The sequence below is a fragment of the Taibaiella koreensis genome (genome assembly GCF_003545715.1).
Classification (GTDB): Bacteria; Bacteroidota; Bacteroidia; order Chitinophagales; family Chitinophagaceae; genus Taibaiella; species Taibaiella koreensis.
In genome coordinates this window covers 1,037,606-1,060,176 of the sequence record NZ_QVNU01000001.1, presented here as the reverse complement: position 1 = coordinate 1,060,176, position 22,571 = coordinate 1,037,606, and the positions used below count along the sequence as shown (strand labels likewise).

Genomic DNA, 22,571 nt, shown 5'->3' with positions numbered 1-22,571 from the left:
GGAAGGAGATAAAAAGAAGCGCGGTTACGCCAAAGGCACCAAAGAAAAAGCACAGGAGAACCTGTGCTAGGGTACTATTGAATATGAAGAAAAGGTGAACCGGCAAGGGGGAAGGATACAGCTGGCGACCGGCTTATTTCCGGAGCATAATTTTCTTGCTGCACTCCTGCTGGCCATCACTTATTTTCAGCAGGTAGATACCATTGGGATAGCCCGAAAGATCGATATGGTAGGCCCCCTGGCGTACACGGCTAAGGGAATAATTATTAATCCTTTTGCCGCTGATGTCATAAAGGCCCATTTGTATATCGGAGGGCTCGGCCAGGTTGACCTGAATATTGATACGTCCGTTGCTACTGGGATTCGGAAAAACGGTAACCGATTGCGCGAGCTTATTTTCTTCGCCGGCAATACCAGTAGGCGGATTGGAACTCAGTGGTGTGCAATCTGACTTTACAATATTGACAACATTAACATTGCTGTTAGCAGGATCGAGCCAGGGCTTAAGCTTGCTGGTAGTTGCCGTTCCGTCTACTGTATAATCCCATACATTAGAAAACTTGCTGTAGAGCACGATCTTGGCGGTGCTGGAGTCATTTGTGTTCTTCGCGGTACGGATACAGGTAACGGGAACACCCTGTAGGGGCGCGGCCACGCTGGCCACACCAATCACGCGGCCATCGCCATTAAACAAAGCGCTGCCGGAGCTTCCCTGCGCGGCATAGCCGGAGTCGAGCTGCAAGGCCCAATGGGAATCGGGAGATCCTACTGAATAGCTTTGAATGGCGCTACCTGCCGACACCTTTTTCACATCACCGGCCGGGTGATGGAATCCGATAAATTTCTTGGGGCTGGTGGCCGTGAGCGCGGTATTGGGCGACTTATCCCAACCAGCCAGGTTCACATTCCAGGAAGCAGGGATCTTATTCTGCCCGGTAAACTCGAGGAGAATAAAATCGCCTTTGATCTGCTGCGCATTAGGCTGACCGCCGGATAAAGGCACGATAGACCTGGAAACAAACTTGGCGCCGGTAATGCTTTGCTGTGTATTAGTGATGGTTCCAGCCGGCGGATTGCAGGTGCTATGCTGATAGTTGAACCTGAAAATATATTGTGCAAAAGTAGCGTCGGTCTTGCCGTTAGTAAATTCGCAGTGGCTGGCGATCAGCAGGTATTGCTTACAGCTGCCAGGCGCGTTATTGGCCGTGTTCACCATTGTAGAAGAGCAGGTACCCGTGCCTACACTCATAACGCATATGGTGTGCAGGGCAGCATCCCTTTGCGGCACATAGCCATTGCCCAGGGGGCAGACGGCATTGATGTTACAAACAGAGGAATTTCCCGCCAACTGACTATCGAACTGGTCGATAGTCTCCAGGTTGGCTGCAAAGGGCATCAGGTACTCAACACCCCTGAAATAAACGGCTGCACGGTTGATGTGTAGTTTGATCTCTGAAAGATCGACACCGGGTTCAATATTCAGTTCTATGTTAACCGTGCCGCCTTGTACAGGCTCATTGGCAAACATCCCCGTTTCGCTATTATTGGATTCGGTAAAGGCGCCCAGGATCTGTTTGTTATTGCTATTGGTCAGGAATAATTGCGTTCCTTTTGGCAAGGAAAAATTATCATAATAGAGACCAATAGCCTTGGCGCCCGCGATGCTCAAGGTCGTCCGCCATACCCGCGTACCATCTTCCGTTGTATATAAGATACCGGAATTGGGGAAGCCCAGGTCGGTAGGTGTGAACAAGGACACCAGGAAGGGTCTTGAAAACGAGGACGGGTCCGCATTCCATTTGCTTAATTGCGCATCCCAGTCGGGCAGCTCTGCCTGTGTTACTGGGATCTTATGCGCGATGGCCTCAGCCGATCGGATACTCAGTGGAATTCCTCCTTTCCCGAGCTGCGCCACAGATTGAACAGACAACCCGGCGAGCAGGAACAGGCTTAGCGTTAATTTTCTCATCTCTTAATATTTTACGCCAAAGCTCCAACAACCAATTAACTTATGTGGTTAAGTACAGTAAAATAGTGTGAATTAATGTTAATTAAAAAAAAGCATTTCATGCATTAATTTTAACCATTTGATTTAATCATTTGTTTAAATCAAATGAACAATATACTTTTGCCCTATGAAAGCAAAAAGTGCTTCAACAGAAGAAAAGATCAAGGAAGCGGCCCGGGTTGTGTTTACCAAGAAAGGTTACGCCGCTACCAAAACCCGTGATATAGCAGAAGAAGCCGGCCTCAACCTGGCCTTGCTGAATTATTATTTTCGTAGTAAAGAGAAGCTTTTCGAGATCGTGATGATAGAGAATCTTCAAAAGCTTTTTGCCTTTCTGGCGCCAACGCTTAACGATACCAGCCTGTCGCTGGATAAAAAAATCGTCACGATTTCTGCCAACTATATTGATATGCTTTTTCAAAACCCGGACCTGCCTCTATTTGTGCTGAGCGAGATCAGAACAAGGCCCGAACGTTTTGCCGGGATCATAAAACTAGACACTTACGTGCTGCAGTCCCATTTCATGCAGCAAATACGGGAAAAGAAAAAGAAGATCAACCCCGTACAATTCCTGATCTCCCTTATGGGTATGCTTATCTTTCCCTTCCTTACAAGGCCGGTATTCCAGACCAGCAGTGCCTTTGACGAAGCCTCTTTCACACAGCTGATCAAGGAAAGAAAAAAGCTGATACCCCAATGGCTTAAAAGCATGCTGGAATAGCATGTCATTTTTTTTGACCAGAATTTAATCAAATGATTAAATCATTTTTTTAATCCACCTGCTTAATATGAAAAGGATATTCTGTTTTGTTTCGGTCATTCTTTCCGGTATCGTGTACTGTAAAGGGCAACCGGGAAACCTGACCTTGCCGGAATGCTACCAGCTGGCGGAGGAGCATTATCCGCTAATCAGGAGATACGAGCTGATCAAACGGTCGCGGGATTACACCCTGGATAATCTGCAGAAGGGCTACCTGCCGCAAGTTTCCGCATATGCCCAGGCAAGCTATCAATCGGCTGTAACAGAGATACCGGTTCAATTGCCGGGTGTCGCGCTGCCCTCGATGAGCAAAGACCAGTACAAAGCCTATGCTCAAATAGATCAGCTCCTGTACGATGGCGGTAATATAAAGCTGCAAAAAGAGCGCTCCGAAACGGATGCCGCTACTACGGGGCAACAGCTGACCGCTGATCTCTACCAGCTGAGGGACCGTATCAACCAGCTCTTCTTCGGAATATTGCTGACTGATGAACAATTAAAGCAGAACGCGCTGCTGATCGTCGATCTACAGCTCGGATTAAAGAAAGTACAGGCCGCAGTGGACAATGGCACAGCCTTCCGTAGCAACGCCGACCTGATCAGCGCCGAGGTATTGACTGCCGGACAACAGGCCACTACACTGCAGACCACACGAAAGGCTTATACCGACATGCTCAGCCAATTCATCAACAGACCGGTTAACGAAAGCACAATACTGACAATACCTCCGGTGCCTGCGACTGATAACAATATTAAACGCCCGGAGCTGGCCACATGGGACACCAGGCTGAAAGGCCTCGATGTGCAGAACAGGCTGCTGACAAGCAGCACACTGCCCAAAATAGGGTTGTTCCTGCAGGGAGGCTTCGGACGTCCGGGACTGAATATGCTGAACAATTCCTTCGAAGGCTATTACATCGGCGGCCTTCGCCTGTCTTGGTCCCCTTCCTCCTTTTACACACTAAAAAAGAAGCGTGCAGCGATCGATGTCAGCCGGCAGGAGATCGCAGTCCAAAAGGAGACCTTCCTCTTTAATACCAGCCTTACCGTTAAGCAGCAAGACCAGGAAATGGATAAATACCAGCAGCTGCTCGCCAGCGACGATGCTATCGTAGACCTGCGCAGCCGCATAAAGACAGCAGCGATGGCCCAGCTGGAGCAGGGTGTGATCACGGGTAATGATTTCCTGAAAGAGGTACATGACGAAGACAGGGCACGGCAAAACAAGCTCCTGCATGCGCTACAATTGCTCATGACCCAATATAACCGGCAAACAACAACGGGCAACCAGCCTTAAAACGACAATACGATGAGAACAAAACTGTATGTCATCACACTAATGGCTATGGCTGGCACAGCCTGCCATAACAAGGAAAGCGTCTATGACGCTTCCGGCACATTTGAAGCCGTCGAAACGATCGTGTCCTCAGAAGCCGCAGGCACTATCAGGGAGCTGAATATAGAAGAGGGCCAGACTTTGAAGGCGGGACAGGCCATTGGCTATATCGACAGCATTCAGCTTGATTTAAAGAAGAAGCAGCTACAGGCACAGATTGGAACCGTACGTAGCGGCAAACCTGACATCAACGCACAGACAGCCGCTTTACAGGAACAGCTGCGCCAGGCCGAACGGGAACAGCAGCGCACAGCCAACCTGGTAAAAGCCGACGCAGCAACCCGGAAACAGCTGGACGATGCCACAGCCCAGGTTGCGGTTGTCAAAAAACAGATCGCAGCGCTGCAATCCTCCCTGAAGATCACTTCCGGGAACCTGGAAGAACAGGTGGTACCGCTTGAAGTGCAGATCAGGCAGATCGACGATCAATTGCGTAAATGCCGCCTGGTAAATCCGGCAAACGGGACTGTGCTCACCAAGTACGCCGAGACGAATGAGGTAACGGCTCCCGGCAAGCCCATTTATAAGATTGCAGCGCTCAATACCATATTGCTCAGGGCCTATATTACCGGCGACCAGCTATCCCAGGTAAAAACAGGTCAGAAAGTAAAGGTGCTCGCTGACGACACCAGGGATACTTATAAAACTTACGAGGGCACGATCACCTGGATCAGCGACAAAGCCGAATTCACACCCAAAACAATCCAGACAAAAGAGGAAAGGGCCAATCTTGTCTATGCCATTAAGGTAAGCGTAAACAACGACGGCTACCTGAAGATCGGCATGTACGCTGACATTAAATTTTAAGCCATGGAGGCGGTAAGAACAACTCATCTTAAAAAGACCTATCACGGCAAAACAGCCGTAGACGAGGTATCGCTCACGATAGAACAGGGCGAATTGTTCGGACTTATCGGTCCTGACGGCGCGGGGAAGACCAGCATTTTCAGAATGCTGACCACTCTTTTGTTGCCAGACGGTGGCGCCGCTGCTGTAGACGGGTTGGATGTGGTGAAAGATTATCGACAGATAAGAAAAAGGGTAGGCTATATGCCGGGAAAATTCTCTCTATACCCCGATCTGAGCGTAGAAGAGAACCTGAATTTCTTCGCCACCGTATTCAACACTACTGTTGCAGCAAACTATACGCTGATCAAAGATATATACGTCCAGCTCGAGCCCTTTAAAAAACGCCGTGCAGGCAAACTATCGGGTGGCATGAAGCAAAAGCTGGCCCTGTGCTGTGCGCTCATTCACAAGCCTACGGTCCTCTTTCTTGACGAGCCGACTACTGGTGTGGACCCGGTTTCGCGCAAAGAATTCTGGGAAATGCTGCAACAGCTCAAAGCGCAACACATCACGATACTGGTCTCCACACCCTATATGGACGAAGCCAGTCTTTGCGACAAGGTTGCATTGATCCAGCAAGGCAAAATACTTTCGGTAGATACGCCCGCGGCCATTGTCGCTTCGTATCCGCAACCGCTTTATGCGGCGCGTGCCAACGAAATGCACCAGTTGCTCAAAGCGCTGCAGCAGTCTGCCGATGTAAGGTCAAGCTACGGCTTTGGCGAGTTCGCCCATGTCAGCTTTAAGGATACGGATATAGACATAGCATCGTTTGAGACAATACTGGCAAAGAAAGGACTCACCGACATAGAGATACGGCCCACACCGGTAACCATAGAAGATTGCTTTATTGAACGCTTAAATAGCCAGGCATGAAAGAAGCCGTGATAACAACCGATAAGCTTACGAAGCGTTTTGGTGATTTTGTCGCTACCAACGAGATCAGCTTCGAAGTAAGCCGAGGCGAGATATTCGGCTTTCTGGGCGCTAACGGCGCCGGGAAAACAACGGCTATGCGCATGCTCTGCGGCCTTTCCACGCCATCCTCAGGCAATGCCAGTATTGCCGGCTTCGATGTGTACAGACAAACAGAGCAGATCAAAAAGAACATCGGCTATATGAGCCAGAAGTTTTCTCTATACGAAGACCTTACCGTGCTGGAGAATATCCGCTTTTTTGGTGGCATCTATGGCTTATCACGCCCCCGGATCAGGGAAAAAGGGGAGAAACTGATAAAGGACCTGGGCCTCGAGCAGGAAGCGAAAAAACTGGTGGGCGCTCTGCCTTTGGGCTGGAAACAAAAGCTGTCCTTTTCCGTCGCCATCCTGCACGACCCGCAGATCGTATTCCTTGATGAGCCTACAGGCGGCGTAGATCCGGTAACGCGGCGGCAATTCTGGAACATGATCTACGAGGCCGCCGATCGTGGCGTTACCATCTTCGTCACGACCCATTATATGGATGAGGCTGAGTATTGTAACCGGATATCGATCATGGTCGACGGACGGGTAAAGGCATTGGATACGCCCCGTAACCTCAAAGAGCACTTCGGCGCAGCCACCATGGATGAAGTCTTTTACGCGCTGGCACGAGGCGCTAAACGTAGCGAATAATATGAAACAGCTCCTCACTTTTGTACGAAAAGAATTTGCACATGTACTACGCGACCGGAAAACCCTCCTCATTCTTTTCGGTATGCCCGTGGCCCAGATACTCATCTTTGGATTTGCCCTTACCAATGAGGTGAAGAACGCCCGGATCATGATCATGGATCAGGCCAAAGACCAGGCATCCCGGCAGATCATCGATAAGATCGAAGCCAGCAGGTACTTTGAAGTGAATCAATACATCCATCATCGGGATGAACTGGAAAAAGGGTTCAAACAAGGAGATGTAAGGCTTGCAGTCATTTTCCCCCAAGGATTTGACCATGCACTGCAGCACCTGCACCAGGCTCAGATAGAAGTGATCGCCGATGCCTCCGATCCCAATTATGCTACTACGCTCTCCAGCTATATTTCTTCGATCATACAGGACTATCAATCGGAGCAGGTTGCGGCTGCCGGCCACTTACCCTACCAGATCGTACCGCAGATAAGATTTTTATACAACCCGCAGCTGAAGGGAGCGCCCAATTTCGTACCGGGCGTCATGGCCCTGGTACTGATGCTCGTCTGCGTGATGATGACAGCCGTCTCCATCGTAAAAGAAAAGGAAACAGGAACGATGGAGATCCTGCTGGTATCGCCCTTTAGCCCGCTCATGGTCATCGTTTCCAAAGCGATACCCTACCTGCTGCTATCGCTGATTAATGTGACCACCATACTCTTGCTGAGTGTATTTGTGCTGGATCTCCCGGTGCAGGGCAACCTTATCCTGTTGTTTGCCGAGAGCACTCTGTTTATCATCACCTGTCTTACGCTGGGTATCTTCATTTCTGTAAAGACAAGCTCCCAACAGGTGGCCATGCTGATCTCACTGATGGGCATGATGCTGCCTACGATCTTATTCAGCGGCTTTATGTTCCCCATAGAGAATATGCCCTGGCCTCTGCAGCTCATCAGCAATGTGGTGCCCTCCAAGTGGTACTACATCATTGTAAAGGCTATCATGATCAAAGGGCTGGGATTTGCCGCCATATGGAAGGAGACCCTGATCCTGGCCGGGATTACCCTGGCATTACTGGTCATTAGCTTAAAGAGCTTCAAAATACGGCTATCATGAGAACGATCCTTTTTTTGCTGGAAAAAGAATTCAGGCAGATCTTCCGCAACCGGTCTATTATGCTCTTGGTTCTGGTAATGCCGGTCATACAGCTTTTGCTGCTACCACTGGCGGCCAATTATGAAGTCAGGAATGTGAACATCGCCATTATCGACAATGATCATTCTTCCTATTCCCGAAAACTAATTACAGGGATCACAGCATCGGGCTATTTCCGGCTCACGGGTTACCTGTTCTCCTATAAGGGAGCGATGTCGCTCATTGAAAAGGACCAGGCAGACCTGCTCTTGGAAATACCACGGGGATTTGAGCGCAACCTGGTACGGGAAGGCCGGCAGCAGTTGTTCGTGGCTGTTAATGCCATTAACGGCACCAAGGCCAACCTGGGCGGCGTATACCTGGGCACCGTGATCAAAGCAGCCAACGACGATATACGCCTGGACCTGGCGCCTCAGCAAGCGGGTGCGCCACCGGCCATCGATACCGTTACCGCCAACTGGTACAACCCCCTGCTGAATTACCGGGTGTATATGGTTCCGGGTATCCTGGCCATATTGGTTACGATGATCGGCGGCTTTTTGACCGCACTCAACATCGTAAAGGAAAAAGAAGCCGGCACAATTGAGCAGATCAATGTAACGCCGATCAAAAAGCACCACTTTATATTAGGCAAGCTGATTCCTTTCTGGGTATTGGGCAATGTCGTATTCACATTGGGTCTTATTGTATCCCGCCTTATATATGGCATCGTGCCGCAGGGCAGCATCCTGCTGCTTTACGGATTCATCTGGATCTACCTGCTGGCCGTGCTGGGCTTCGGCCTCCTGGTATCCACTTTCTGCGACACGCAGCAGCAAGCTATGTTCATCATGTTCTTCTTCATTATGATTTTCGTGTTGATGGGAGGCCTCTTTACCTCTACCGACAGCATGCCGGAATGGGCGCAGGTTGCCAGCCGCTTTAATCCCGTCACGTATCTCATCGAAGTGATGCGCATGGTCATTTTGAAAGGCAGCGGTCTTAAGGATATTGCCGGAAGGATGGGCGTGCTCACGCTATTTGCCATTGTCCTGAACGGTCTTGCGATTTTCAATTACCGGAAGACCAGCTAAAACCCGCTCCATATATTACACCGGCGATAGGGCAAAACTTACAGCACGTGTAAAATGCCTATCCATTTTGCCCCGTGTTCCGTTGAAACCATCCCGGCGGATGGCCGAATTGCTTTTTAAATGCAAAAGAAAAATGAGAGAGGTCTTCAAAGCCCAGGTCGAGATAGATATCGGATGCCGATCTTCCCTTCTGCCCGATAAGGTAATGTGCCTCCTGCAACCGCCTTTGCAGCAACCAGCGACGGAGAGAGGTATGAAACAGGTACTCAAAATCCCGTTTGAAGGTAGCCAGGCTTCTGCCGGTAAGATAAGCAAAGCGATCCAGCTTCACATTGAAGTGGAAGTGCTTGTTCATAAAGGCTTCCAGATCTATTTTATGCGGTGCGGCAAAATCAAACAGGACATGTCTCAAATCGGGACAGGCTTGCAGCAGCAGTAATATACCTTCCCTGATCTTGACATCGACCAACTGCTGGTTATGAAGATCGGCTTCCTGGTAATTCAATAAAGCATTCCGGTAGTCTCGGAGCAAATGATCCATTTCAACAGGTATCACCGGCTCAGCACTTATATGGTGCTCTGCAGACAGGCCATAGCTCATACCGAAAGCGCGGAGCGCGTCCTGAGTCAGGTAAAGCGAAAGCGACCGGAACATACCCCCGGGTGGCGGATATTTAACAAACTTCAACAGCTGATTCCTCCGGACAAAAATCAGGGAGCCTTCCCCGGAAGTGAACTGCCGGCTGCCATCATCCAGGACCAAAGTACCGGAGAGCTGGAAGCTCAACACATGCTCCGGCACAAATTGCTCTCCTTCCCTGCTCTGAGTATAGTAGCAGGAATAAGCGATCCTGTTCCGGTTATCTTTTTGCGGTTCCATTTCCCGGAGATTATCGTTCAAGAGATAACAAAGCTAATAAGGTAAGGCGAGTATTGCCCGCCCTGGTTACAATTTAATTCCTCTCTTTTCCAGGTAAGCCCTGCCCTCTTCCGACTCAAAAAATTTGAAGGCATCTTCGTGATCGGTGGAAACGCTTACCGGAAGCCATTTTTCCAGCTCTTCCCTCCTGATCTCATCAGCCTTTTTTACGATACCTATTGCTTCGCTGCCCAGGATGAGGTGCACCGGCGGCTCAGGGTGTGCGGCCAGGTCGATCAGCGCTTTTGCCGCTTTCACAGGATCGCCAACGGGAATGAACTTTCCTGAGGTCAGGAATTCCTTCATGCCACCAATGATCTGCTCATATCCTTCCACATCAGGGGCAAAGGTCATCGAAGCACCGGCCCAATCGGTGCGGAATCCCCCGGGTTCTACTGAGGTAACATGAATACCCAGGTGCGCGACTTCTTTATGTAATGCTTCGGAAAAACCAGTCAGTCCGAACTTAGCAGCCTGGTACATAGTAAGTCCGGCATTACCCACCCTGCCACCGACAGAGCTGATCTGTAAAATGCGGCCGGACCGTTGCCTGCGCATATGGGGCAATACTGCACGGGTGATTGCAATGGGTGCACAGAGATTCACCTCCAGCTGGCTGCGCACCTGCTCTTCGGTAAAGCCTTCAGCAGCGCCGGTAATGCCGAAGCCGGCATTGTTCACCAGCACATCGATACGCCCGAATTGGCGGATCGCTTCTGCAACCACCTGCTCCACCCGCGCCGGATCGCTTACATCCAGGGCCAGCGGCAGCACCCGGCCGGCGTATTGCTCCACCAGATCTGCCAGCTGCTCCGGCTGGCGGGCAGTAGCAACCACGCTCTCGCCATGAGCCAGCACGGCTTCGGTAAGACTTCTGCCCAATCCCCTTGCGCTACCGGTAATCAACCAAACTTTTTCCATTATGATCATTTTTGTTTCAGCAAAGGTCGGTCACGTTCAGGAGAACAAATTTGTTGTATAGCTCAATGTTCATTGCTGGAAAGCTCATACCCTTATAACGGAAAGCTTATTGCGATAGTTAGGCAGGATCAGGAAAGAGACCGAAGCTACCTGATGTGCCGTCTCAACTGGTGTAAGATCAATATGATCGTCTGTAGCAGAAACAGTTTGCCTTTATTTGATCAGCCCGATCTGGATCGCGACTTTAATCAACCCTGCCGTATTCTTTACATCCAGTTTCTGGATCAGGTTATTGCGATGATTTTCGGCTGTATAATAGCTGATAAACAGTTTGCTGGCGATCTCACGGGTAGTATATTCCGCTGCAATCAGCGTCAGCACCTCTTTCTCCCGTTGCGTCAGTTCCGGAATGACCATCTGGTTTTTGGGATGCTCCTTAAATTTCAGGAAATTCTGGAACAGTTGTTCTTTAAGCTTAGGCTCTATATACTGCCCTCCATCGAATACAATTTCTATAGCATCGATTAAGGTATGGGATGGCGCGCCCTTCAGAAGATACCCGCTACAGCCACGACGCAGCATACTGCTGACCATAGAAGGCATATCCAGGCTGGTAAGCACTAGTATCCTGGTTTCCGGGCATAACTCCCGTATCGCCGGGACCAGTTCTTTGCCTGATATATCCGGCAACAATATATCGAGCAAAAGCACGTCGGGAGGCGTACTTTTCAATCCCTCCAGCAGCCCGGCAGCACTGGTATACGTACCACCCACCACAATCTGGTTATAAGGCCTCAGTATAGCAACAAGACCACTGATGATGAGGGGATGGTCGTCGACAATAGCAATATTTATGATACGCATAGCTATAATTTTAGTTCAATATTGATCGAAGTGCCATTAGGTATACGCTGATGGATATCGATGCTACCCTGCAGCGCCTTCACCCGCATACGGATACTTTTAAGTCCCATCTTATCGCCCGGCAGTTCATTTTCGTAACTGATCCCTCTTCCGTCGTCCTCCACGGTAAGGCTTAGCAAATGTGCTCTGTAATTGATCTGGATTAGTATATTGTCCGCCCTCGCATGCTTCATTACGTTCTGGACCAGCTCCTGGACCATACGGTAAATGCTGATCGCGATCTCGGGACTCAACTGCGCGAGATCGCCATAATATTGAAAATTGATCCTGAGCCGGGTCATCATCGCCACGTTATTGCAGAAATACTGGATGGCCGGTTCCAGGCCATCGTGCAACAATATATCCGGCATCAGGTTGTGCGCCGTTTGCCTGATCTTCATGCCCGTATTATCGATCTGGCGGAGCACCTCTTCGTAGTCTTCGGTATCAGCAATACCAGGATGATTCTGGGATAAGGCATCCAGTCCCATTTTGACAATAGACAGTTCGACCATGATATCATCGTGCAGTTGCCGGCCTATACGGCTTTTCTCCCGTTCCTCCCCGTCGATCACCGCTTTCAGCTGTCCGATGCGTTGTTTCTGCTTCACCGTTTTTGCTCTCTGCTGTTGCAGCCGGTGCTTCTGGTACATGACGACCAGCAGCACCAAGGCACTGGACAGTGCGCCAATGATCCAGATATCCTTTTTCCGCAACGCTTTTTTATTCAATACCAGCTGCAACTGCTTTTGCTGCAGCTCGTTGTTCTTTTGTGCCAGCTGGTAGCGTCCTTTCAGCTCTTCCATCCAGCGGGTGCTACTGATCCTGTCGAGGCTATCCTTGAGCAATGCCCAGGCCTTATGGTAGCGGTAAGCTTTTTTATAATCGTGCAGGGAGTCATAAATTTCAGAAAGATTACTGTAGATACTCAGCACTTCCTGCCCCGCCATTCCCTTTCCGGTAGCAAACTGTAGCCCTGCTTCCATATGGTAAGCCGCGTCCTGATATCGCTTTAGCAAAGTATAGGCTGCGCCAAGACCTTCTAAGCTATTGATACGATTGGCAGGACTACCGCCCTCGTAAGCGGATGCCCTTTTAAAATAAACGATCGCCTGCCCAGGCTGCTGCCGCTTAAAGTAAACGATCCCATACAGGCAATCGATCTGCTGCTGAAGCGCAGCGGACCTCAGGGGCAACAATTTTTCGATCTCCTTGATGTAACAGAGCGCCGAATCCGGCTGATCTTTTTCGACAAAGAGACCGGACAGGGTAAGGTAAGTGTTGGTGAGATCGCCGGCAAAGCTATCCTTCACGACGATATCTCTTGCCTGCCGTAAATAGGGGATTGCCTGATCGTATTGCCCCATGCCATAATAATTGATCCCCATATTGCTGTACAGCCGGAAGAGATAATCTTTATCTTTCCAACCCAGACGCCTGGCCATGGCCAGACCGCTGTAGTAATAGCCCGCAGCGCTATCGAGAATACCAAGATTGCAGAAAGCGCTGCCGATATCGTTATACCATAGCAGCAATATCTCCTTCCGTGCACGCAGGCAAAATGGATAGGCTTTACGGAAATAAGCGAGGCCCTTTCCGGGACTAGCCTTCTGATCTACATAAACGGCTCCTGTGCCCAACAGCGCAGCGGCAATCCCATCGGCGTAACCCAGCAGTGAGCTGTTCCGGAAGGCTGCTGTAAACATACCGAGCGCTGTGTCGGGATACTGCGCCCGTAAACGGTTGCCATTACGGATCAACGTGTCGATCTGGGCAATACTCTTCCCGGAATGAATGTTTCCGATCTCCAGGCAATCCATTACCGATAGCGGCTGTGCCCTTACAGCCCTTTGCATCAGGAAGAAACAACCCGACAGTACAATAAACAGGACGCAACGCTTCATTTTCCCCGCATTAATCCGGCATACAACATGCGGACAATGCTAAGTTATCCATTATTCCCCAACGGAGCGACATGCACTGACCCGCAGCACTAGCTGTTTTCCACTATTTTCATTTAATATAACGGTTTCCAGCCCCTGCGCATGACCTATTCGCATGTGTCTACATAATGCATGCCCAGCTCCTGCTACCCGGTATTAGGCCTACCGGAAAACAGGTAGAAAGGCAACCAACATTACCATACCAGCCACCATAGCCGGCACCGGCAACCGCTTTCTTTTTTAACCGATTAAGACAACTACCCATGCGCAGCACACTATTACAGCTCCTTATTATCGTATGCATTTTGTTCTTACCCTCCCGCGCCGGGGCACAATCTTATTATAACCAAAAGCCGGAATTCCTGAAGGCAAACAGCATGTGGGCTTTGCTTGCCGGCGTAGATGGCGGTAGCGTCGGGCTCAACTTCAATACCGTACCAGCCACTACACTCCTGCTGGATACCATTGGCCCTGCAGGACAAGAAGGGCTAGCCTCGGTAGCCGACCCCGTGACCGGCGCTTTATTGTTCTATTCGAATGGCGCCACATGCTGGAATGCAGACAATGAGGTCATGCTCAACGGCGACATGCTTATGGGAAATTATGGTCCCCCGTCAAACATGAATCAGGATCCGCTAAGCAGTACTACCCAGGGTGTGTGCATTGTGCCCTTTATCAACGAGCCCGGTAAGTATTACTTGTTCTCGCTCGACGGCCCCACCAACTGGCAGATCGGTCCGCAACCCAACGCGCCCTTTCTCTACTACTCGGTAGTCGATATGTCGCTGGACGGCGGTTTGGGTGGCATTGTCCCCGGGCAAAAGAACATTCCGCTCGGCAACAACATTCCCCTCAGCGAAAGCATGATCGCCATACCCGGGGACAATTGCGACATTTGGCTGGTCGTGCATGACTATATTAATCCTATATTTAAGGCCTACCACATCACACAGGCCGGCGTCGATCCCACACCGGTAGTTTCTACGGCCGGCACACAGATACAGGGTACTGGCGGCATGGGCGCCTATATGACCGGCAGCATGGCCGTAAGCCCCGACCGGCGAACAATAGGCATCACCAGCTGCGCCTTCCTTTTCGGCGCTACACCCGGCGCTACCGGCGCTTTGCTCTGCCGCTTTGATCCCGCTACAGGAAGTGCAGGAACTTCGGTACAGGTGAACCAAACCGCTATGATGTCTTATTCGCTGGCCTTTTCGCCCGACAACACCAAGCTATACCTGGCCATACTTGCCGATAGCAACAGTACCATCTATACCTCACACGCCGGGGTATTACAATATGAGATCAGCATTTTCGATTCAGCAGCCATTGCAGCTTCCCAGGTAAGCGTAGGCGAGGTATCCTCCTTCCTTCCAGGCTGTTTCAAATCTTACGATGGCAAAATATATCTGAACTCTTTTCTGGGTCCCGACCTGTATGTGATCAACCAACCCAATCTGCCGGGTATGGCCTGTAATTATCAGCCGTACCTGAGCAACAATCCTGGCAATTACGTTACCGGTGGTCCCTCGCTGCCCAACGAAGTGGTGTACGCTTTTCCGCCGGACACTGCCCGGCACAGCAAGGACACGACAATATGTCTCCGTAACAATATCGTCGATCATGCTACCCTGCCGGCTATTCCGGGCTATAGCGCCTATCTCTGGGATGATGGCAGTTCGGGCTCAACACGTGGTATAACGGACACTGGCGTGTACTGGGTATTGTGCAAAGACGATTGCCATTCCCTCATCGATACAATAAAGGTGAAAGCCGGCAGCAATGTATCGCTTTCCCTGGGCGCGGATACCCTGCTGTGCAACGGTGGAACGCTGACGCTGAATGCCACAGTTCCGGGTGGTAGCTACCTGTGGCAGGATGGCAGCATAAAGGCCACCTATAAGGTTACCGACAGCGGAAAGTATTGGGTAAGAGCAAAGGCCGGCGATTGCATTGTTGCCGATACGATCGTCATCAATGCCATAGACCTGCGCCAGCACCTTGGGGCTGATATTCCGCTGTGTAAAGGTGAAGCCATACCAACAGACCTGCACTTGCAGGCCAACGCACCCTCAGGCGCTATAGTGCTATGGAATACGGGAAGCAATATTGCGGTTCAACCCGTACAGGACACCGGCATTTATTGGGTGACGGTAAGGGATCAGGTTTGCTCCGGGACCGATACGGTAAAGGTGACCGAAGTCATCTGTGCCTGCAAGGTTGGTATGCCCAATGCCGTTTCACCAAACGGCGACGGCCGGAATGATCGCTTCCAGCCTGTAATTGAGCAGGGTTGTGCCGTGGGAAGCTATGCTTTCCATATCTACAACCGCTATGGGGCAAGGATATACAGCAGCGCCAATCCTGCAGCCGGCTGGGATGGCAATTATCCTAACGGGCAGCCCGCCGATGCGGGCACCTATATGTACGAACTCAGCTTTGCCGGCGGCACGCAACAGATCAAATATTACCACAAAGGCGATCTGGTACTGATCCGCTAAAAAAATCTGACTATCCGGCTATCGGAAACGAAACCGCTCCTTGAGCTTGCCGAACTTTTCTCACCGAAGGTAAAGGACGAAGATGATGCTCTGACAAGCTCAGCAACCGTTGATGGGAAGCAAATTGTATCCCTGTTTCCTATATCCCGATAGTCACTAAAAATAAAATACCGGCAAACACCACTGATCAATATAAATAATCCAACAAAATGACCCGATACTTTCGCCTTGTTCTTTTACCGGTATTTCTTCTTCATGTTTGTACTGCCATAGCGCAACAGGAAAATGTATGGGTCTTTGGAGAAAATGCAGGGGTCAATTTCAATAGCGTACCACCTGCGGCATTCAGCAGCACCATCAGCAGCCAGGAAGCCTGTGCCAGCGTATGCGACGCGGCAGGCCAGCTACTTTTTTATTCCGATGGCTATATCGTGTGGGACCGCAGCCATAATGTGATGCTCAATGGCGCTGCATTGATCACCGATATCCCCGTACCATCTTACGGGCCTACTACAAGTACAGCGCAGGGAGCGCTTATTGTTCCGGCGCCCGATCACCCCAACCTGTATTATATTTTTTCGCTGACCTCAGTAGAGCTGGGGGCCCGCCGCGGCCGGCTCTATTACAGCCTGGTAGACATGACGCTTAACGGTGGTATGGGTGCCGTTATCGCAACACAAAAAGGGATATTACTGGATTCGCTCAATACCGAACACCTGACCGGCACAGTAGGCGACCGCTGTAATGTATGGGTCCTCACCTTGTCGATCACGGGACCCAATGCGGAAAAGATCAAGGCATTCGAGGTTACAGCCGCAGGCGTTGATCCTGTCCCGGTAACATCCAGCTTCTCTGTTCCGTTTACTTTAGGCAATTGCGCCGGTCAAATGGATATTGCCCCCAACCGGAAGCAGCTGGCCTTTTCACGGTCCGTACCGCTTTCGGCTATCGGAGGGGCCGTAGAGCTGTTCACTTTTAATCCGGTAACGGGCGTCGTATCGAACAGGCAAATGCTGGACAGCATCGGCGGCTACGCAGCCTGCTTCTCGCCGGGCGGCACCAAGCTCTATACTACCAATTCCAGCAGCACGACGGGCATTACGCAGTACGACCTCACAGCCGGAAGCCTGCCCGCTATCATCGGTTCGAGGGTAGCTGTGGCTCCTCCCGCTACAGGCATCATCAAACGGGGCCCTAGCGGTAAGGTTTACTTCTCTGGTGGCACGGCGCTCAGCGCTTTTGCCCATCCGGATCTTCCGGGCAGTGCCAGCTTGTACGAGCCCGGCATTATTCCGCTACTCTCCGGCACATCTTTTGTATTCGGATTACCCAATGTTGTCCCGGTATTTCACCGGGATAGTCTATACAATGCTATGTCTGTCAAAACAGCTTGCTTCAGCACCGGGCAGTTGCTGATGGCAGCCGACACTGCAGGCTGGGATTACCTGTGGAGCAATAACGCGCATGGCCCTGCCACTACAGTGACTTTGCCGGGCACCTATTGGGTAAGTTATCATATCCCGCCCTGCACGTACCGGGTCGATACTTTCCAGGTAAGCTTCAAAGGACAACGCCCGGACCTTTTTGCCCTCGGCGGCTGCCGGAACGACAGCAACGCAATGGCCTGGGCCATGCCCGCCTATGGCGATACGACTACCTATAGCTACACCTGGCGCAACAGCAACGACCAGGTGCTGCGTGGTCCTTTGCTCACCAATCATGGCGATAGCCTGCTCCACCTGACGCCGGGAGCCTATAAGCTAAATGTGGCCGTAGACAGCGATTGCGCCGTAACGCTGATGATCAACGTTCCGCAACCCTCTTTCTACAGGACTTCCTTCAGGGCATCCGATACAGTGATTTGCATGGGACAAACTGTGTCTTTCGAAAGCACATCACAGGGCCCTATGTCAGGCTACAGCTGGTCCTTCGGAGACGGCGGCAGCGCCGCCTTAGCAAATCCCCAGCATCTGTACCCTGATCCCGGAACCTATGAAGTACAGCTGGTCGCTCATACCGGCTATCCCTGTTATGATACGGCACGACTAACGATAACTGTAGACTCGTTGCTGCAGCCTGCTTTCTTTACCGACAGGGACAGCATTTGCACCGGGCAATCTATTGGATTCTTTCCCGACACTTCGACTACCTTAAGCACGTTGGACTGGCAATTCGGAGATGATGTTACGATAGCCGGGGCACCAGCAGGCCCGGTATCCCATGCTTATGACCGGGACGGCATCATGCCTGTACAGCTGACCAGTCATTTCCGCGCCTGTCCCGAAACTTCTTTTACACATACGGTCCATGTGTATCCATTACCCTATATTCAGCTGGCTGCGGATACGACGCTTTGCCTGAATGGCGCGCCGGTATTACTTCAAAATCTCCGGTCTTTACCAACCGGGAGCTATCGTTACCTGTGGAGCACTGGCGACACCACCGCCTTGCTTACCGGCGTACATCCCGGCGTCTATAGCCTGACTATAAGTGCAGATCCATTGGGCTGCAGCACTACAGAGACGATCACCATCCATAAAGATTGCTATATCGATATCCCCAATGCCTTTACGCCTAACGGCGATGGCGTAAACGACCATTTCTTTCCAAGACAATTATTATCGCGCAAGGTTACGCGCTTCCGGATGCAGGTATTTAACCGTTGGGGCCAGGTAATATTCGAAACTGCCAGAACGGAAGGAAGGGGATGGGATGGGCGGTTTAACAGCAAGGATCAGCCTCAGGGTGTGTATGTCTATCTTATTGAAGTCCTGATCGATGACCGGCAGGAGGAGCGCTACCAGGGCAATGTAACGCTGATCCGGTAAAAATTATGAGGACATCAACTGCTCAGAGCAGCTTAGCCATCCTTCCCAGTTGTTTCAGCTTCGATTCAAGCTCAACAGTCCAGGGCAGACCTGTGCAAAGACGCATACAATTCTGGTATTGATCCTGCAACGTGAACATACGCCCGGGAGCAATGCTGATCTGTTTCTTCAGGGCAAGCTCGTACAGGATCGTGGTGTCTGCTTGCTTGCCCAGCTCGACCCATAGCGCCAGCCCGCCCTGCGGTCGGCTGGTCTTTGTTCCTTCGGGAAAGTGTGCCGCAATAGTACGCATATAATGCTGGCAATTGTCCTGCAAAGTGCGCCGTAACAGGCGAAGATGCTGTTCATAACGGCCGGTCTGCAGGAAGTTGCCAACCGCTTCCTGCGTAACGGAAGGCGAGGTAATTGCGTGCACCAACTTCAGCTTCAATACCTGCGCCTTATACCTGCCAGGCGCGATCCACCCCACCCGGTATCCCGGCGCCAGTGTTTTGGATATGGAGCCACACCATATCACGTCTCCTTCCGTATCGAACGATTTGCAGCATTTAGGTCGTCGCGTCCCGTAATAAAGGTCGCCGTATACATCGTCCTCGATCAGCGGGATATTATGAGCAGCCAAAAGGGAAACAACTTCCCTTTTGTGTTCATCGGGCATACAGCTGCCCAGCGGCGTATTAAAGTTCGGGATCAGCAGGCACACCTTTATTTTGGGGATAGCCTTTTTCAAAGCCTCGATCTCGATACCGGTGGTGGGATGCGTAGGCAGCTCCAGCACTTTCAATCCCTGGCTCAATGCCAGCTGCAAAATTCCCGGGTAGCAGGGACTTTCTATGGCAATAGTATCGCCCGGTTTTGTCAGCGCCATCAGGGCAAGCGACAATGCATCCATACCGCCATTGGTGGTGATAAGGTCGTCATCGACCAGGCGTCCGCCCCAGGTTAGTGAGCGAATAGCAACCATTTTCCGCAATTGGGCGCTGCCTTGTAAAGGGGCATAGCCGGTACCTCCGTCTTTAAGCCCGCGTGCGGCTTGCGCGACTTCTCTTTCAAGTCTTGGCCAGGGCAGCAGGCTGCCGGAAGGAGCGCCGATGGATAAAAGCGTCAGTTTATCGTTACCCATGTTGGCATAGACCTTACTGATCAACTCTTCCGGCTCCCGGTCCTTGGCTATGGGAGAAGGCTTGCTGACACCCGGCAGCGGCAGCCTGTAATAAGGCAGACTGCTGACATAATAGCCCGATTGCGGTCGGGAGTCGATAAGCGACTGCGCCTCAAGCTCGACAAATACCCTCTTGGCTGTATTCATGCTAATACCATGTTCCTGGCAAAGCGCCCTTACCGAGGGCAAGCGATCGCCGGCCTTAAATACACCATTCCTGATCTGGTGTGCCATCCGGCCCGCGATTTCATTATAAAGAAAATCCCTGTTCATAGATCAAATATAACTGTATCCATCTAAAATAAAAAACTGAGACTGTATCCATAGCATAAAGGCTGCTACTTTTACTTCTGTAAAACAAGCTTTATGCAAACCTCTCTTTCTCATAAGCCCGCGGCAGCAAGCGGCTGGATCAATGGATTTATCGGTGTACTTATCTTCAGCGGCTCCCTGCCCGCCACAAGAGTGGCCGGACTCGAGCTCCACCCCCTTTTTGTAACAGCAACCCGCGCGACAATCGCCGCCTTACTTGCGCTTTGCCTTTTGCTGCTTTCAAAAGAAAAGCAGCCATCACCCAAGCAGCTTTTCCCGCTGGTAATAGTAGCTGCTGGTGTTGTGCTGGGCTTTCCCTTGCTCTCAGCATTAGCATTACAATACATTACTTCGGCCCATTCTATTGTGTTCCTGGGTATGCTGCCCCTTACCACGGCCATTTTTGGCGTACTGCGGGGTGGCGAACGGCCGCATCCTGCTTTCTGGATATTCTCAATAATGGGTAGTCTGCTGGTCATAGGCTATGCGGTTACACAAGGTTTGTCAGCATCGCCTATTGGCGATCTGCTCATGCTGTTGGCGATCATCTTATGCGGACTAGGCTATGCAGAAGGCGCAAAGCTTTCCAGGGAGCTGGGCGGATGGCAGGTGATATCCTGGGCCCTGGTGCTGTCACTACCCGTTATGGTACCTTTAATGTTCCTGCGGTTACCGGCATCCTTCGCGGCGGTAAGCCCCGCCGCCTGGACAGGCCTGGCCTACGTTTCGGTATTCAGCATGTTTATCGGGTTTGTATTCTGGTACCGTGGATTGGCGCAAGGCGGCATCGCCGCTGTAGGGCAACTGCAGCTGTTACAGCCCTTCTTCGGGCTGGCCGTAGCCGCAGGATTATTGCACGAGGAAGTCAGTCCCGGCATGCTAGGCATTACCGTATGTGTTATTCTTTGTGTTGCCTGCTCCAGGCGATTTGCGCGTTAACCTGAGCGGGGGCGATTCTATCTTCAAGACGGCCGCTACGGTTTATCTTCCGCCAGCTTCTCTATTTCCTTTTCCACTTCGGTGAGCAGCTGCTGCTCGGTAGGCAGGTATAGCTGGTATTGGCTGGCATAGATACTGGTATTGCTTTCCGGCAGGGAAAACTTCACCACGGCATTATTCTTATCGGCGCACAGCAGGATACCGATGGTCGGGTTTTCTTCAGGAAGCTTTTCTATACGGTCATAGTAATTGACATACATCTGCAGCTGCCCCAGGTCCTGGTGACTAAGCTTATGGGTCTTTATTTCCAGGACAACGAAGCAGCGGAGCAGGCGATTGTACAAAACAAGATCAGCGAAAAATTCATCGCCTTCGAGATGAATACGTTTTTGCCGGGCCACAAAAGAAAAGCCGTTTCCCATTTCAAGCAGAAATTCCTGCAGGTGCGTCAGGATAGCGCCCTCCATATCCTTTTCGTAGTATGCCGCTTCCCGTTTCAATCCCAGGAACTCGAGCACCATAGGGTCCTTGATAATAGCCCTGGCATCTGAAAGCGGTTTTTCCTTACGGGCGACAGCCAGTACCTCTGTTACATTGTTGCTGATCAGCAGGCGCTCAAAAAGCTGGCTGTTCACTTGTCGCTCCAGCTGCCTGGCCGTCCAGTTGTTCTTTTCTGCTTCTGCAATATAAAATGACCTTTTATCCTGATTATCAATAGCTATCAGTAACTTATAATGCGTCCAGCTGAATTGCGTCCGCAGTGCGGACGTAATTGGAAACATTCTAAAAAACTGACGATAACGCTCCAGCTGTCTTATCGAAAACCCGTTGCCAAACTGAGGCTGTAACTGTTCAGACAGCGATCGTATAAGATATTCGCCATAGCCGGCACGATCTTTACCCTGCTGTTCTTCTTCGAAAATCACTTTACCGATTTCCCAGTACATCACTACCCGGTGTGTGTCGACCGACCGGATCGCTTTATCTCTGGCACTAGCAATGATCTTCTGTATCTGGAATATGATCTGTGTATTCAGCTGCATCAATAAATATGTATTTGTACGTTATTATAATGTAAACCCGTTCCGGGAATTCCCATTTATTCTAGAAATTTCTCAACTACACAACGACAAAACGGAGCGGGAAAGGCTATTATATCAGCAACACAAGAACCATGCCAATCATATAAACAAAGACTTCACTATATCCAAAAGCCATAATTATTTTTCCATCGGGCAACCCCGGCGTCTACACCGGCATTTATAGAAGAATAAAAGCGTTCACCTTTAAAACT

General features: G+C 50.8%; 17 protein-coding genes. 10 read left to right on the top strand and 7 right to left on the bottom strand.

Annotated features, from left to right (window positions below; genetic code table 11):
• Window positions 1–133: 133 nt before the first annotated feature.
• Entirely contained in the window at window positions 134–1,969 is a 1,836-nt protein-coding gene (locus DZK30_RS04675; RefSeq protein WP_118972909.1) for a T9SS type A sorting domain-containing protein, read from the bottom strand.
• Between the two features lie 166 nt (window positions 1,970–2,135).
• On the opposite strand from DZK30_RS04675, the gene DZK30_RS04670 reads away from it, so the two are divergent.
• The 7 genes from DZK30_RS04670 (at window position 2,136) to DZK30_RS04640 (ending at window position 8,849) form a co-directional block, all read left to right on the top strand.
• Complete coding sequence (locus tag DZK30_RS04670; protein WP_118972908.1) at window positions 2,136–2,729, top strand: TetR/AcrR family transcriptional regulator; 594 nt, start codon at window positions 2,136–2,138, stop codon at window positions 2,727–2,729.
• A 67-nt stretch (window positions 2,730–2,796) separates the two neighbouring features.
• Entirely contained in the window at window positions 2,797–4,065 is a 1,269-nt protein-coding gene (locus DZK30_RS04665; RefSeq protein ID WP_118972907.1) for a TolC family protein, read from the top strand.
• A 12-nt stretch (window positions 4,066–4,077) separates the two neighbouring features.
• On the top strand, window positions 4,078–4,971 hold the full coding sequence (locus DZK30_RS04660; protein ID WP_118972906.1) for an HlyD family secretion protein: 894 nt from the start codon (window positions 4,078–4,080) through the stop codon (window positions 4,969–4,971).
• Window positions 4,972–4,974: 3 nt separating this feature from the next.
• Complete coding sequence (locus DZK30_RS04655; RefSeq protein ID WP_118972905.1) at window positions 4,975–5,889, top strand: ABC transporter ATP-binding protein; 915 nt, start codon at window positions 4,975–4,977, stop codon at window positions 5,887–5,889.
• A complete protein-coding gene (locus DZK30_RS04650; protein WP_118972904.1) occupies window positions 5,886–6,626 on the top strand; it encodes an ABC transporter ATP-binding protein in 741 nt (246 codons plus the stop codon). The genes DZK30_RS04655 and DZK30_RS04650 overlap by 4 nt, the downstream gene beginning before the upstream one ends.
• A gap of 1 nt (window position 6,627) precedes the next feature.
• Window positions 6,628–7,737, top strand: a complete 1,110-nt coding sequence (locus DZK30_RS04645) for an ABC transporter permease (protein WP_118972903.1) — start codon at window positions 6,628–6,630, stop codon at window positions 7,735–7,737.
• Window positions 7,734–8,849, top strand: a complete 1,116-nt coding sequence (locus DZK30_RS04640; protein ID WP_118972902.1) for an ABC transporter permease — start codon at window positions 7,734–7,736, stop codon at window positions 8,847–8,849. The genes DZK30_RS04645 and DZK30_RS04640 overlap by 4 nt, the downstream gene beginning before the upstream one ends.
• A 58-nt stretch (window positions 8,850–8,907) precedes the next feature.
• On the opposite strand, the gene DZK30_RS04635 is transcribed toward DZK30_RS04640, so the two are convergent.
• The 4 genes from DZK30_RS04635 to DZK30_RS04620 all read right to left on the bottom strand — a co-directional run bounded on the left by DZK30_RS04635 (window position 8,908) and on the right by DZK30_RS04620 (window position 13,496).
• Window positions 8,908–9,729 (bottom strand): helix-turn-helix domain-containing protein, encoded by an 822-nt coding sequence (locus tag DZK30_RS04635; RefSeq protein WP_118972901.1) that lies wholly within the window; start codon window positions 9,727–9,729, stop codon window positions 8,908–8,910.
• Window positions 9,730–9,795: 66 nt separating this feature from the next.
• Window positions 9,796–10,689 (bottom strand): oxidoreductase, encoded by an 894-nt coding sequence (locus DZK30_RS04630; protein WP_118972900.1) that lies wholly within the window; start codon window positions 10,687–10,689, stop codon window positions 9,796–9,798.
• A gap of 213 nt (window positions 10,690–10,902) precedes the next feature.
• Entirely contained in the window at window positions 10,903–11,553 is a 651-nt protein-coding gene (locus DZK30_RS04625; RefSeq protein ID WP_118972899.1) for a response regulator, read from the bottom strand.
• A gap of 2 nt (window positions 11,554–11,555) precedes the next feature.
• A complete protein-coding gene (locus DZK30_RS04620; protein WP_118972898.1) occupies window positions 11,556–13,496 on the bottom strand; it encodes an ATP-binding protein in 1,941 nt (646 codons plus the stop codon).
• Between the two features lie 302 nt (window positions 13,497–13,798).
• Here DZK30_RS04620 and DZK30_RS04615 point away from each other — a divergent pair, with 302 nt between their 5' ends.
• Window positions 13,799–16,036 (top strand): T9SS type B sorting domain-containing protein, encoded by a 2,238-nt coding sequence (locus tag DZK30_RS04615; protein WP_118972897.1) that lies wholly within the window; start codon window positions 13,799–13,801, stop codon window positions 16,034–16,036.
• 209 nt (window positions 16,037–16,245) lie between these two features.
• Window positions 16,246–18,864 carry a PKD domain-containing protein gene (locus DZK30_RS04610; protein ID WP_118972896.1) on the top strand — a complete coding sequence of 873 codons (2,619 nt, stop codon included), beginning with the start codon at window positions 16,246–16,248 and terminating at the stop codon, window positions 18,862–18,864.
• 22 nt (window positions 18,865–18,886) lie between these two features.
• Here DZK30_RS04610 and DZK30_RS04605 read toward each other — a convergent pair whose 3' ends face one another.
• On the bottom strand, window positions 18,887–20,299 hold the full coding sequence (locus tag DZK30_RS04605) for an aminotransferase-like domain-containing protein (protein ID WP_118972895.1): 1,413 nt from the start codon (window positions 20,297–20,299) through the stop codon (window positions 18,887–18,889).
• Between the two features lie 93 nt (window positions 20,300–20,392).
• On the opposite strand from DZK30_RS04605, the gene DZK30_RS04600 reads away from it, so the two are divergent.
• A complete protein-coding gene (locus DZK30_RS04600; protein WP_118972894.1) occupies window positions 20,393–21,277 on the top strand; it encodes a DMT family transporter in 885 nt (294 codons plus the stop codon).
• A gap of 35 nt (window positions 21,278–21,312) precedes the next feature.
• Here DZK30_RS04600 and DZK30_RS04595 read toward each other — a convergent pair whose 3' ends face one another.
• On the bottom strand, window positions 21,313–22,320 hold the full coding sequence (locus DZK30_RS04595; RefSeq protein ID WP_118972893.1) for a PDDEXK nuclease domain-containing protein: 1,008 nt from the start codon (window positions 22,318–22,320) through the stop codon (window positions 21,313–21,315).
• Between the last annotated feature and the right edge of the window lie 251 nt (window positions 22,321–22,571).